A 12,938-nucleotide genomic window follows, 5' to 3' on the forward strand; every position below is an offset into this window, starting at 1 on the left:
CCGAGGGTGCGTTCATGGCACCCTCGGCGGCCTTTCTGCGGGCGGGGCTGAGGCCGATGCTGGTTGCAGCACGAAATCCGCCCCCCGAAAGGAACCCATGTCTCCCACCACGATCTCCATCACGGCGCGCATCGCCCTCGCCGGATTTGCGGCCCTTGCCATTTCGCTGACCGGTGCCGCAGGTATGGCCTCGGCCAAGCCGATCTGCGAGACCGGCTGTTCCCAGCCCCTGCCCAACAAGAACCCCAGGCCCGACGTCAAGCAGATGTGCTGGGTCGAATGGGGTCAGACACAGTGTCAGGTGAGCTGACGCCCTCGTGCTGTCCGAGCGTGGGGCGTGGCGTCGACGGCCAGGCCCTGACCTTACGTTGCTTCTAGATGACGCCCAGCGAGATCATGGCGTCGGCGACCTTCACGAAACCGGCGATGTTCGCGCCGTGCACGTAGTCGCCCGGCATGCCGTACTCGGCGGCGGTGGCGACGGTCCGTTCGTGGATGCCGCGCATGATTCCGGCCAACCGCTCGTCGGTGTACTCGAAGCCCCACGAGTCGCGGGATGCGTTCTGCTGCATCTCGAGCGCAGACGTCGCGACGCCGCCGGCGTTGGCTGCCTTGCCTGGGGCGAACGCCACCGCGGCGTCGCGGAGCACCTGGACGCCCTGCGGGGTCGTGGGCATGTTCGCGCCCTCCGCCACCGCCTGCACACCATTCGTGACCAGGGTTTTGGCTGCTGACTCGTCGAGTTCGTTCTGAGTAGCGCAGGGCAGCGCGACGTCGCACGGCACATCCCAGATGGAACCGTTCGGCACGAACCGTGCGTGCGACACGGCCTCCGCGTATTCGCTGATCCGGCCCCGCCGCACCTCCTTGATCTCCTTCAGGAGTTCGAGGTCGATGCCCTTCTCGTCGACGAGGTATCCCGCGGAATCGGAGGCTGCGATCGCGATTCCGCCGAGCTGGTGCACCTTCTCGATGGCGTAGATCGCGACGTTCCCGGAACCGGAGACGACGACGGTCTTGCCGTCGAGTGAACTGTTCGCGGTCTTCAGCATCTCGGCGACGAAATAGGCGACGCCGTACCCCGTGGCCTCCCGACGCACCTGGGAGCCGCCCCAGGTGAGTCCCTTGCCGGTGAGGACGCCCGACTCGTACGAGTTGGTGAGGCGCTTGTACTGGCCGAACAGGTAGCCGATCTCGCGACCGCCGACACCGATGTCACCGGCGGGGACGTCGGTGTATTCACCGATGTGGCGATGCAGTTCGGTCATGAACGACTGGCAGAAGCGCATGATCTCGGCCTCGGAACGGCCCTTGGGGTCGAAGTCGGAGCCGCCTTTGCCACCACCGATCGGAAGCCCGGTGAGGGCGTTCTTGAAGATCTGCTCGAACCCGAGGAATTTCACGATTCCCAGGTTCACGCTGGGGTGAAACCGCAGCCCACCCTTGTAGGGGCCGAGAACGCTGTTGTACTGCACGCGGAAACCGCGGTTGACGTGCACGCTGCCGGAATCGTCGACCCACGGTACCCGGAAGATGATCTGACGTTCGGGCTCGCACAGCCGCTCGATCAGTCCGGAATCGGCGTAGTGCGGACGGTGCTCGAGCACGACCTGGAGCGATTCGAAGACCTCCGCGGCGGCCTGGTGGAACTCGGGTTCTCCGGCGTTCCGCAGGCGGACCTGCTCGTAGATCTCTGCTACCCGGTCGCGCGTTGACACAGACCACCCCTGCCTTGCGTGTGAGGACTTCTTTACCTGACGTTTACATCGGAAACTATAGACCGGTGTCGGGACGTCCTGTATCGGGCCGTGTCGGCGGCTCAGGATTCTCGTCGCGGTGTGCGGGAATGCATTGCGACAGTGGTCTTCTCGACCGCCTCGCCGCAGTGCGCGCAGCGGTGTTCCAGTTCCAGCGAGTGACCGCACTCGTGCACAAGCACCGACGGGGCCTCGTCGACGGCCCACTTGCTGCCCCATTGGAACAGGGAGAGCAGTAGCGGCCGCAGGTCCTCGCCCGCGGGGGTGAGGTGGTACTCGAAGCGGGGCGGGTGCTCGGAGTACTGCCTGCGTTCGATGACGCCGACCTCCTCCAGCTTGCGCAGTCGCGCGGTGAGGATGTCGCGGGAGACGCCGATGTAGCCCGCGATCCGGTCGAAGCGGTGCACCCCGTAGGACAGTTCGCGGATAACCAGCATCGACCAGCGGTCGCCGATCAACTCCATGGTGGCGGCGATGGCGCAGGGTCTCGGCGCCAGGGGCATGCGGTCCATGACGATCTCGGGTGTTGCTGGCTGGATGTCGCCGTTGTTCATGTCCTCCATCATAGAGGGTTGTGTTTTCCAACTAATAGGGATTACTGTCGACGGCACGGTTAGTTTGAAAAGCAGACTTACTCACTCGAAGGGGTCGTCATGACCACGATTCACGATCGGACGGTGCTGGTCACCGGGGCCAATCGCGGGCTCGGCCGGGCCTTCGTCGCCGAGGCGCTCGCACGGGGAGCGCGCACGGTCTACGCGTCGGCACGCGACACGTCCACGATCGACGGGCACGCGCGGGTCGTGCCCATCCGGCTGGATGTCACGGACCCCGAGTCGGTCTACGCCGCAGCCGAACTCGTCGGCGATCTCGGCGTGCTGATCAACAACGCCGGGATCCTCGTCGGCGAATCGCCGCTCACGGGCGATCTGGACGGGATGCGCCGCGAACTCGAAACCAACCTCTACGGACCGCTCCACGTGACGCGCGCGCTCGCGCCGATCATCGCCGCCAACGGCGGTGGCGCGATCCTCAACGTTCACTCCGTGCTGTCGTGGCTGGCGATCGGCGGCTCCTACAGCGTGTCGAAGGCCGCCCTGTGGAGTGCCACCAACGCCATGCGCGCCGAACTCGCGGCGCAGAACATTCAGGTGGTCGGGCTGCATCTCGGCTACATGGACACCGACATGACCAGTGGTCTGGACGTGGAGAAGATCTCCGCGGCCGAGGTCGCGCGACTTGCCTTCGACGGCATCGAGTCCGGCGCGCACGAGGTGCTCGCCGACGACACCACCCGCACCGTCAAAGCGGCGCTGTCCGGCGACCTCGACGTCCTCTATCCGCAGTCGGCGCAGAGGGGAGCCGCATAGTGAACGCGTTCGGAAACGGTGAAGTATCGACGGTCGCGAGCCTGCCGGACGCCGGTGAGTGGGGTGAGGTGCGGTCGAAGATCGTCGAATGGCACGACCCGGCGGGTCCGGCGCGAAAGGCCCGGGAACTCGACGGCCTCACCTACCTGCGGTCGATTCTCGACGGCGGCATTCCGGCGCCGCCCATCGCCACCTTGATGAACCTGCGGTTCCTCGAGGCCGAACCCGAGCGGGTGGTGTTCGCGCTCGATCCCGACGAATCGCAGTACAACCCGATCGGCGCGATCCACGGCGGAGCCGTGTGCACGCTGCTCGATTCGGTCGCCGGGTGCGCCGTGCACACCACGTTGCCCGCAGGGTGGGGGTACACCTCGGTCGAGATCAAGGTCAACTACATCCGTGGGGCGACCCGCGACTCCGGGGCGCTCACCGCGACCGGTGTGGTGAAGAAGGCGGGCCGCCGCATCGCGTTCGCGGAAGGGGAGGTCACCGACGCGCAGGGCCGCGTCGTGGCCACCGCCACCAGCACGCTGCTGGTGTTCGAGGTTCCCCCGACGAGCTGACGCCGGACGGACGGGACCCGCCACTCGCGGAGGAAAGTGGCGGGTCCCGATGCACCGTTGCCCCGTCGGGTTGGGGCGATGCGCGAACAAGACTAATCAGTCGGTTTGCTACGCGCGAGTACGGGACGCCGCCGCCGGTCGAAGCAGCCCTGCGGCATACCGAAGTTTGATGTACTGAATTCCGTCCTCATCAGCGTCATTCCCCGGAGCGGTCAAGGAAGGCACACCCATGGGCACGATCACCACGCAGGACGGCACGGAGATCTTCTACAAGGACTGGGGAACCGGTCAACCCATCGTGTTCAGCCACGGCTGGCCGCTGTCGGCCGACGACTGGGATGCCCAGATGCTGTTCTTCCTCCAGCACGGCTATCGAGTGATCGCCCACGACCGGCGTGGGCACGGACGCTCCACGCAGACCGGCGACGGCCACGACATGGACCACTACGCCGACGACCTCGCGGAATTGACCGCACACCTCGACCTCCACGACGCCATCCACGTCGGCCACTCGACCGGCGGCGGTGAGGTCGCGCACTATCTCGCCCGGCACGGCGAGAGCCGGGTGTCGAAGGCCGCGCTCATCAGCGCGGTGCCGCCGCTGATGGTGAAGACGGACGCGAACCCGGGCGGCCTGCCCAAGGCTGTGTTCGACGATTTGCAGGCGCAACTCGCGGCCAACCGTTCCGTCTTCTACCGCGACCTGCCGGCGGGGCCGTTCTACGGATTCAACCGGCCGGGCGTGGAGTCCTCGGAAGCGATCATCGAGAACTGGTGGCGGCAAGGGATGATGGGCGGGGCCAAGGCCCACTACGACGGCATCGTCGCCTTCTCTCAGACCGACTTCACCGAGGACCTGAAGAAGATCACGGTGCCGGTGCTCGTGATGCACAGCGAGGACGACCAGATCGTTCCCTACGCAGCCTCCGGGCCCCTGTCCGCGAAACTTCTCGCCAACGGAACGTTGAAGACGTACACGGACTTCCCCCACGGCATGCCCACCACTCAGGCGGAGACGATCAACGCCGATCTGCTGGCGTTCCTGAAGGACTGACCCGAGGCCCTGAGCTGCTGTTTTGGTGCCCCCGGCAGGATTCGAACCTGCGACCAAGAGATTAGAAGGCTCTTGCTCTATCCCCTGAGCTACGGAGGCGCGCAGCAAATATTACCTGCCGCCCCGAGTGCTCCGACCGGGGCTGGGGTGTGTGCGTCACGAGCCCAGGGCCGCCGCGGAGAGCAGGAACCCCGCCAGGACGATCTCGACGACGAAGTAGAACCACACGGGGTAGAAGCGGGTCGGCCGGTCGGTGATTGCGGCCACGATCCGGCCGAACGCCATCCCCAGCAGGGCGACGGCGACCGTCACCGCCACGACGGATCGGATGCCGTGGACGTCGAAGGCCGCGCCGACGAGCAGGCCCGCCACGGCGACACCGAAGCCGCCGTAGACCGCGCGCACCTCGGCGCGGGCCGACGCCGAATTCGCGGTCAGACCGAACGGGGCGACCAGGCGGGCGGGCAGGGCGAGCCCGTAGACACCCATGCCCGCGAAGAACAGCGCCACCACGATGATCAGAAACTCCGCCATCTCAGCCTCTCGTTTCCCCGGGACACGTCCCTGTCGACGGTAGCCGCAACGGCGACCGACCCTCGCGTCTCCGACGGCCTGTCGTAGGTCCTACCCTTGATGTATGGCTACACCCCAGCTCGCGGCGTCCGACCCGGCTTCGAAACCCCCGAATCGTGCCGATTCGACCGCCCTGTTCCTCGTCGGCGGTCTCATCGCCGGCCTGGTTGCGGCAATCGTCGTCGGACTTTCCGCTGCTCAGGCGCTCGTGCTGCTGGGAATTCCGGATCCCGGACCGATCACCACCTACGGATTGCCCGCCATGCGGGCCGTGTCGGAGATCGCCGCCGTCATCACCATCGGATCGTTGCTGCTCGCGGCGTTCTTCGTGCCGCCGCAGAAATCGGGAGTCCTGGACGTGGACGGTTACCGCGCGGTCCGCACCGCGTCGTACGCCGCGATCGTGTGGGCGGCGACCGCCCTCGTCCTCGTCCCGCTGACGCTGTCGGACACGTCCGGGCAACCCTTCGCCGAAGCGGTCAAGCCGGCCAACATCGTCAACTCGATCGATCAGGTCGAACTCGCCGGCGCCTGGCGCTGGACCGCGATCATCGCCGTCGTCCTCGCGATCGCCTCCCGGCTCGTGCTGCGCTGGTGGTGGACGCCGATCCTGCTGGTCGTCGGCATCCTCGGACTGATGCCGCTCGCGTTGACCGGGCACTCGTCCTCGGGCGGTTCGCACGACATGGCGACGAACAGCCTGATCCTGCACCTCGTGGCGGCCTCGCTGTGGGCGGGCGGTCTGTTCGCTCTTCTGGCCCACGCGCGCAGGCGCGGCGCCCACACCGACGTCGCGGCGCGCAGGTTCTCCGCGGTCGCGACCGTCTGCTTCGTCGTCATGGCGGTCAGCGGTGTCGTGAACGCGCTCGTCCGCGTCCGGATCGGCGACCTGATCGACACCACGTACGGGCGGCTGGTGGTCGCGAAGATCGTGGCCCTCGTCGTCCTCGGTGTGTTCGGGTGGGCGCAGCGTCGCCGGGCGCTGCCCGCACTGCAGGAGGATCCGGCGAAACGCGGCAACCTGATCCGCTTCGCCGGTGCGGAGGTCATGGTCTTCGCCGCGACGATCGGTCTCGCCGTCGGACTCGGCCGCACGCCCCCTCCGCCCCCGACCGCGGCGCCCACCCTGACGGAGGTCGAACTCGGCTACAACCTGGCGGGGCCGCCCACGTTCGCCCGCCTGATGCTGGACTGGCGATTCGACCTCCTCTACGGCACCGCCGCGATCGTGCTGGCCGTCGTGTACGCGCTCGGACTGCGCAAACTTCGGCGGCGCGGCGACAGCTGGCCGGTCGGACGAACCGTCGCCTGGATGTGCGGGTGCGTGGTGCTGCTGATCGCGACGTCCTCGGGTGTCGGTCGCTACTCGCCGGCCGTGTTCAGCGTGCACATGGGCGCTCACATGGCGCTGTCCATGCTGGCGCCGGTTCTCCTGGTGCTCGGTGCCCCGATCACGCTCGCCCTGCGCGCCCTCGATCCCGCGGGCAAGAACGGTGTGCCGGGTCTGCGCGAATGGATCCTGACCGCGCTGCACAGCCCGTTCTCCCGGTTCATCACGCACCCCGTCGTCGCGGCGGTGCTGTTCGTGGGCGGTTTCTACGCCCTGTACCTCGGCGGGATCTTCGAGGCCGCCGTCGACTCCCATTCCGCGCACGTCCTGATGAACCTGCACTTCCTGCTGAGCGGCTACCTCTTCTACTGGGTCGCGATCGGGATCGACCCGTCGCCGCGCAAGCTGCAACCGGTGACGAAGCTCGCGATGGTGTTCGGCTCCCTGCCGTTCCACGCCTTCTTCGGCGTCGCGCTGATGAGCATGGGCGCCGTGATGGGCGAGTGGTACTACCGAGCGCTCGGACTCGGCTGGAACGCCGACCTGGTGGGTGACCAGCAGCTGGGCGGCAGCATCGCGTGGGCCACCGGTGAGATCCCGCTGGTACTGGTGATGATGGCACTGCTCATCCAGTGGTCCCGCAGCGACGGCCGCACGGCGCGACGGGTCGACCGGGCCGCGGACCGGGACGACGACGCGGATCTGGCCGCGCACAACGCGATGTTCGCGGAGTTGGCGCGACGGGACCGCGAAGCCGGGCGCTGACCGCTAGCACGCCGCCCCGACACGGTCGGGGCTCCCGGGGCCGATTTCGCGGTTCCATCCACAATTGCTCGGTTTCTCCACAGATGTCCGATTCCGGCCGACAACGGCGCCGCCGGACGGCACGCTGTGAGTGAAGGCACCTTGCCGCACTCACAGGGGGTAGACGTCATGTACGAAACACACGGCACCGTCGTCGGAACGGTCATCACCAGCCCGGTCACCCGGTCGAACGCGGGCGGTGACGAGTTCCTCAGTTTCCGGATGGCGAGCACGGTCCGGCGCCGCGACCACGCCACGGGGGAGTGGCGTGACGGGAGCACGCTCTACCTCACGGTGACCTGCAGGCGACGGCTGATGGCCGGCGTCGTCGCCTCGATCACGAAGGGCGATCCCGTTCTCGTGACGGGCGAATTGCGCACCACCGAATACACCACCCGGGACGGCATCGCCCGCTCCGACCTGGAGTTGAGCGCCACCGCGATCGGACCGGATCTGGCCCGGTGCACGGTCGTGCTCGAGCGCGCGCCGCGAACGGCCGACGGCGGTGCGGGGAACCCGGCGACCGAAGAGGTGGCCACCCGGTCCCTCGTCGCGTAGCGCACCTGCGGGTATCGGCGCCGACCTCGCGTTCCCGGCGCCGATACTCACGGCATCTTCCCGGGAAGCCCCCGATCACGTCCTCGACCCTCCGCGATGTGGGTTCGTCGCGCTTCACCATTAGGCTGGCCCCATGGCTGAGTTCATTTACACGATGAAGAAGGTGCGCAAGGCGCACGGTGACAAGGTCATCCTCGATGACGTCACGATGAGCTTCTACCCCGGCGCCAAGATCGGTGTGGTCGGCCCGAACGGCGCGGGTAAGTCCAGCATCCTCAAGATCATGGCGGGGCTGGATCAGCCGGGCAACGGTGAAGCGTTCATCGCTCCCGGTGCCACCGTCGGGATCCTCATGCAGGAACCGCACCTGGACGAGACGAAGACCGTTCGCGAGAACGTCGAAGAGGGCATGGGTGAAACCATGGTCCAGCTCAAGCGGTACAACGAGATCGCCGAGCTGATGGCCACCGACTACTCCGACGAGCTGATGGAGGAGATGGGCGAGCTCCAGGAGAAGCTCGACCATGCCGACGCGTGGGAGATCGATTCCCAGCTCGAGCAGGCGATGGACGCTCTGCGCTGTCCGCCGCCGGAGGACATGGTCACGCACCTCTCCGGTGGTGAGAAGCGCCGCGTCGCCCTCTGCAAGCTGCTGCTCAGCAAGCCCGACCTGCTGCTGCTCGACGAGCCGACCAACCACCTCGACGCGGAGAGCGTCCTGTGGCTGGAGCAGCACCTCGCCGCCTACCCGGGTGCGATCCTGGCCGTCACTCACGACCGGTACTTCCTCGACCACGTCGCCCAGTGGATCTGTGAGGTCGACCGCGGCCGCCTGTACCCGTACGAGGGCAACTACTCCACCTACCTGGAGCAGAAGGCCGCCCGGCTCGAGGTCCAGGGCAAGAAGGACCAGAAGCTGCAGAAGCGCCTCAAGGAGGAGCTGGCCTGGGTCCGTTCGGGAGCCAAGGCCCGTCAGGCCAAGAACAAGGCCCGCCTCGACCGCTACGAGGAAATGGCCAACGAGGCCGAGAAGACCCGCAAGCTCGACTTCGACGAGATCCAGATTCCTGCGCCGCCGCGCCTCGGCGACGTCGTGGTGGAGGTGTCGAACCTCGACAAGGGCTTCGACGGCCGGGTTCTGATCAAGGACCTGTCGTTCACCCTGCCGCGTAACGGCATCGTCGGCGTGATCGGCCCCAACGGTGTCGGTAAGACGACGCTGTTCAAGACCATCGTCGGGCTCGAGGAGCCGGACGCGGGCGAGGTGAAGATCGGTCAGACCGTCAAGCTCAGCTACGTCGACCAGAACCGCACCGGCATCGACCCCGACAAGACGGTGTGGGAGGTCGTGTCCGACGGCCTCGATCACATCGTGGTCGGCCAGACCGAAATGCCGTCGCGCGCCTACATCAGCTCGTTCGGGTTCAAGGGTCACGATCAGCAGAAGCCGGCGGGCGTGCTGTCCGGTGGTGAGCGCAACCGCCTGAACCTCGCGATGACGCTCAAGCAGGGCGGAAACCTGATCCTGCTCGACGAACCGACCAACGACCTCGACGTCGAAACCCTCGGTTCGCTGGAGAATGCACTCGAACAGTTCCCCGGCTGCGCCGTCGTGATCTCCCACGACCGCTGGTTCCTCGACCGCACCTGCACGCACATCCTCGCGTGGGAGGGCGGCTTCGGCGACAACGAGGCTGCCTGGTACTGGTACGAGGGCAACTTCGAGGGCTACGAGGCCAACAAGGTCGAGCGGCTCGGACCGGATGCGGCACGTCCGCACCGCGTCACGCACCGCAAGCTGACGAGGGACTGACCTGGTGGGGCAGCAGGCCTTCACGTACGAGATCCAGGTCCGGTGGGGTGACTCCGACCGCCTGGGTCACGTCAACAACACCCGCTTCATGGAGTACATGCAGGAAGCGCGGATCGCATTCCTGACCACCGAGTTGCGCGCTGCCGGCGCGCAGCCCGGTGCGATGGTGGTGCGGAAGATGGATGTGGAATTCCTGCGTCCCGTCACCGACGCCTCCGGTCCGCTGACGATCGATGTGTCGGTGCTCCACGTCGGAAATTCGTCGTACACGATCCGGCACGTCGTCAGGAGCCGCGACGGCGTCCACTGTGCTACGGGCGACGCCCTGCTGGTGGCGTTCGACGTGAAGACCGAACGGTCGCGTCCGCTGTCCGAGGCGGAACGCGACGGGCTCGAGAAGTACCTCGCGCCGGTGACCACCGGCTGACGGATCCGGCACGCGGGGTGCCCGAAGTTCACCCTCTGTTCCCATCGCCGCGGGCTAGTCTCGAGAGAGTTGCCCGCGGCGATCGGAACGAAGAGGAAGTGAGCCCCGATGACGGAATCGGCAGCACTGAAAGATGCGGAGTGGGCGCGGAATCTGCCCGAAGGTCTCCGGTCTCAGGTGCCGACTCTCGCAGCCGTGTACTTCCGGCACGTCGATCGCGGTGACAGCGAGAGTGCCGTCAACGGCGCCTCCGACGCCGTGCTCGGCGCGCACCTGACATTGGCCCTTCATCGGCCTCCGGAGCGCGCGATCACCCGGGTCTACCGGTCGGGCGACGGGCGGGAACTCGGTGCATCGCTGCAGATCGTCACGGACGATATGCCGCTGCTCGTCGAATCGATCACCGCGCTGCTGAACCGTCTCGGCATCGGGATCAGCGAATTCGTGCACCCGATCGTGTCGGTGCGGCGTGATCCGATCGGTGCGCTTCGCGGAATCCTCATGGGAGACAAGGCGAAGGATGCCGGCGAGGACGGTGTGTCCGAGTCGTGGATCCACGTCCAACTCGATCCGCGTGCCGACTCCGCGGTTCTCGACACGCTCGAGAAGGAGGTCGGCACGGTCCTCGCCGACGTGCGCCAGGTGGTCCGGGACACCGACATCATGCGCAAGCTGGAGCGGACGCTGGCCGACGAACTGGAGGCGTCCGCGACCTGTCCCGGTGTGTCGAAGAACGACCTGGAGGACTGCGCCGACCTGCTGCGGTGGATGTCGCAGGGCAATTACGCGGCGCTCGGGTACCGGCGTTTCGAACTGGGGGAGCCCGACGAGTCCGGCACCCGGAGCCTGCAGGTCGTGCCGGGCAGCGGCCTCGGGCTGCTGCGCTCGGACACGGTCACCGAGGGCCCGCTGAGCCTGCCGCCGGCCGCCGAGATCCCCGACCGCCCCCTGCTCGTGCTGACGCAGGGCTCGTTCCCCGCGACCGTGCACCGCTCGGTCTACCCGTTCTTCGTCGGCGTGAGCATTCTCGACGAGGACGGCAACATCACCGGTGAGCACCGCTTCCTCGGCGTCTTCACCGTCACGGCGCTGCACGAGAACGTCCTCGACATTCCCGTGATCGCCCGCCGGGTGCGCAAGGTGATCGACCGGGCCGGGTTCCAGTTGAACTCGTATTCGGGGCAGGCGATGCTGGAGGTCATCCAGTCGTTCCCGCGCACCGAACTGTTCTCGAGCGACGCGGACACCCTGTTCGACACGGTGACGGCCGTGCACAGCATCGGCCTCAGGCGTCAGGTGCGCCTGTTCGTGCGCGAGGACTTCCTCGGACGGTTCGTCTCCTGCCTGATCTACCTGCCCCGGGATCGGTACACCACCCGGGTGCGGCTCGCCATGCAGGACATTCTGCTGCGGGAATTCGGCGGCGGCACTTTGGAATACACTGCACGCGTCACGGAGTCCGATCTGGCGTTGCTGCACGTGACGATCCGCAAGAACACCGATCAGATGGGGTCGCGGCTCGACCTGTCGGACGCCGACCGGGAACGGGTCCAGGCGATGCTGGCAGAGGCGAGCCGCAGCTGGGACGACCACCTCGGGGACCTCCTGCCGGTCACCGCCGATGTGGATCCCATTCTGGCGCAGCGGTATGCGGATGTGCTGCCCGAGGGATACAAGGAGGATTTCGACGCCACCCGTGCGTTGTCGGATCTCGCGAGGCTCGAGGCGCTCGAAGGCGGCTCCATCGACCTGCTGCTGTACCGCGACCGCGGGGCGGAGGTCGGGCACTGGCGGTTCACCCTGTACGTGGGCGGCGACGGTATTTCGCTGAGCCAGGTGCTTCCGGTGCTGCAGAGCCTGGGCGTGGAGGTCCTCGACGAACGGCCCTACCAGATTCCGCGGCCGGATGGGTTGACGTGCTGGATCTACGATTTCGGTTTGTCGGTGCCGGCCGAGTTGCTGCGCTCCTCGGTGGAGGACGACCTCGATGCCGAACTCGCCGCCGAGGAGGCGTCCGCGGCCGAACCGAAGCTTCAGGAACGGTTCACGGACGCGTTCACCGCGGTCTGGTTCGGGCGGGCGGAGGCCGACCGCTTCAACGAGCTGATCCTGCGGGCGGGAGTGTCGTGGCGGCAGGCCGTGATCCTGCGCGCGTACGCGAAGTATCTGCGCCAGGCGGGTTTTCCCTACAGCCAGTTCCACATCGAGGGGGTTGCGCTGGCCAATCCCCGGTCGGCGTACACGCTCGTCGCATTGTTCGAGGCGATGTTCGACCCGGAGGCGCCCTCACCCGACCTGGTGGCCGAACTCGACACCCGTCTGCGGGAGTACATCGATTCCGTGGTCAGCCTCGACGCGGACCGTATTTTGCGCGGTCTGTTCGGGTTGATCACGTCGACGCTGCGGACCAACTACTTCGTCACCGGCGAGACGGGGGAGCCTCAGGCCCATCTGTCGATCAAGCTCGATCCGACCGCGATACAGGAACTGCCGAAGCCCCGGCCGAAGTACGAGATCTTCGTGTACTCACCCGACGTCGAGGGCGTCCACCTGCGGTTCGGGTCCGTCGCCCGCGGCGGGTTGCGCTGGTCGGATCGGCGTGAGGACTTCCGCACCGAGATCCTGGGGTTGGCGAAGGCGCAGGCCGTGAAGAACGCGGTGATCGTCCCGGTCGGGGCGAAGGGTGGCT

General features: G+C 67.0%; 12 protein-coding genes and 1 tRNA gene. 9 read left to right on the forward strand and 4 right to left on the reverse strand.

Going from position 1 to position 12,938, the window contains the following annotated elements:
• Positions 1-97 precede the first annotated feature (97 nt).
• Positions 98-310 (forward strand): hypothetical protein, encoded by a 213-nt coding sequence (locus ACFTZB_RS34405; RefSeq protein WP_378438613.1) that lies wholly within the window; start codon positions 98-100, stop codon positions 308-310.
• A 64-nt stretch (positions 311-374) separates the two neighbouring features.
• Here ACFTZB_RS34405 and gdhA read toward each other — a convergent pair whose 3' ends face one another.
• Positions 375-1,718, reverse strand: coding sequence for an NADP-specific glutamate dehydrogenase (gdhA, locus tag ACFTZB_RS34410; RefSeq protein WP_378438615.1), 1,344 nt, complete (start codon positions 1,716-1,718; stop codon positions 375-377).
• Positions 1,719-1,819: 101 nt separating this feature from the next.
• Positions 1,820-2,323, reverse strand: a complete 504-nt coding sequence (locus ACFTZB_RS34415) for a winged helix-turn-helix transcriptional regulator (protein ID WP_378438617.1) — start codon at positions 2,321-2,323, stop codon at positions 1,820-1,822.
• An 87-nt stretch (positions 2,324-2,410) separates the two neighbouring features.
• Here ACFTZB_RS34415 and ACFTZB_RS34420 point away from each other — a divergent pair, with 87 nt between their 5' ends.
• The 3 genes from ACFTZB_RS34420 (at position 2,411) to ACFTZB_RS34430 (ending at position 4,744) form a co-directional block, all read left to right on the forward strand.
• On the forward strand, positions 2,411-3,127 hold the full coding sequence (locus tag ACFTZB_RS34420; protein WP_378438619.1) for an SDR family oxidoreductase: 717 nt from the start codon (positions 2,411-2,413) through the stop codon (positions 3,125-3,127).
• Positions 3,127-3,690, forward strand: a complete 564-nt coding sequence (locus tag ACFTZB_RS34425) for a PaaI family thioesterase (RefSeq protein ID WP_378438621.1) — start codon at positions 3,127-3,129, stop codon at positions 3,688-3,690. The genes ACFTZB_RS34420 and ACFTZB_RS34425 overlap by 1 nt, the downstream gene beginning before the upstream one ends.
• A gap of 229 nt (positions 3,691-3,919) precedes the next feature.
• Entirely contained in the window at positions 3,920-4,744 is an 825-nt protein-coding gene (locus ACFTZB_RS34430; protein WP_378438623.1) for an alpha/beta fold hydrolase, read from the forward strand.
• Between the two features lie 23 nt (positions 4,745-4,767).
• Here ACFTZB_RS34430 and ACFTZB_RS34435 read toward each other — a convergent pair.
• Both ACFTZB_RS34435 and ACFTZB_RS34440 read right to left on the reverse strand, forming a co-directional pair.
• A tRNA-Arg gene (locus ACFTZB_RS34435) sits at positions 4,768-4,843 on the reverse strand.
• Between the two features lie 57 nt (positions 4,844-4,900).
• A complete protein-coding gene (locus tag ACFTZB_RS34440) occupies positions 4,901-5,278 on the reverse strand; it encodes a DUF4345 family protein (RefSeq protein WP_378438625.1) in 378 nt (125 codons plus the stop codon).
• A 103-nt stretch (positions 5,279-5,381) separates the two neighbouring features.
• Here ACFTZB_RS34440 and ACFTZB_RS34445 point away from each other — a divergent pair, with 103 nt between their 5' ends.
• From ACFTZB_RS34445 to ACFTZB_RS34465, 5 genes are all read left to right on the forward strand, one after another.
• Positions 5,382-7,412: a cytochrome c oxidase assembly protein gene (locus tag ACFTZB_RS34445; RefSeq protein ID WP_378438627.1), complete on the forward strand. Its 2,031-nt coding sequence runs from the start codon at positions 5,382-5,384 to the stop codon at positions 7,410-7,412.
• Between the two features lie 168 nt (positions 7,413-7,580).
• On the forward strand, positions 7,581-8,009 hold the full coding sequence (locus tag ACFTZB_RS34450; RefSeq protein WP_378438629.1) for a single-stranded DNA-binding protein: 429 nt from the start codon (positions 7,581-7,583) through the stop codon (positions 8,007-8,009).
• 133 nt (positions 8,010-8,142) lie between these two features.
• Positions 8,143-9,822 carry an energy-dependent translational throttle protein EttA gene (gene ettA / locus ACFTZB_RS34455; RefSeq protein ID WP_378438631.1) on the forward strand — a complete coding sequence of 560 codons (1,680 nt, stop codon included), beginning with the start codon at positions 8,143-8,145 and terminating at the stop codon, positions 9,820-9,822.
• A gap of 4 nt (positions 9,823-9,826) precedes the next feature.
• Positions 9,827-10,249, forward strand: a complete 423-nt coding sequence (locus tag ACFTZB_RS34460; RefSeq protein ID WP_378438633.1) for an acyl-CoA thioesterase — start codon at positions 9,827-9,829, stop codon at positions 10,247-10,249.
• 108 nt (positions 10,250-10,357) lie between these two features.
• On the forward strand, positions 10,358-12,938 hold a 2,581-nt coding region (locus tag ACFTZB_RS34465), incomplete at its 3' end, for an NAD-glutamate dehydrogenase domain-containing protein (RefSeq protein WP_378438635.1).

This window comes from Rhodococcus sp. NPDC057014 (genome assembly GCF_042673295.1).
Taxonomy (GTDB): Bacteria; Actinomycetota; Actinomycetes; order Mycobacteriales; family Mycobacteriaceae; genus Rhodococcus_F.

Bases quoted from the DNA above. Each gene is read 5' to 3' on its own strand.
- ACFTZB_RS34430 (WP_378438623.1), top strand. From the start codon at position 3,920: ATGGGCACGATCACCACGCAGGACGGCACGGAGATCTTCTACAAGGAC.
- ACFTZB_RS34420 (WP_378438619.1), top strand. From the start codon at position 2,411: ATGACCACGATTCACGATCGGACGGTGCTGGTCACCGGGGCCAATCGC.
- ACFTZB_RS34450 (WP_378438629.1), top strand. From the start codon at position 7,581: ATGTACGAAACACACGGCACCGTCGTCGGAACGGTCATCACCAGCCCG.
- ACFTZB_RS34415 (WP_378438617.1), bottom strand. From the start codon at position 2,323: ATGATGGAGGACATGAACAACGGCGACATCCAGCCAGCAACACCCGAG.
- ACFTZB_RS34440 (WP_378438625.1), bottom strand. From the start codon at position 5,278: ATGGCGGAGTTTCTGATCATCGTGGTGGCGCTGTTCTTCGCGGGCATG.
- ettA (WP_378438631.1), top strand. From the start codon at position 8,143: ATGGCTGAGTTCATTTACACGATGAAGAAGGTGCGCAAGGCGCACGGT.
- ACFTZB_RS34405 (WP_378438613.1), top strand. From the start codon at position 98: ATGTCTCCCACCACGATCTCCATCACGGCGCGCATCGCCCTCGCCGGA.
- ACFTZB_RS34445 (WP_378438627.1), top strand. From the start codon at position 5,382: ATGGCTACACCCCAGCTCGCGGCGTCCGACCCGGCTTCGAAACCCCCG.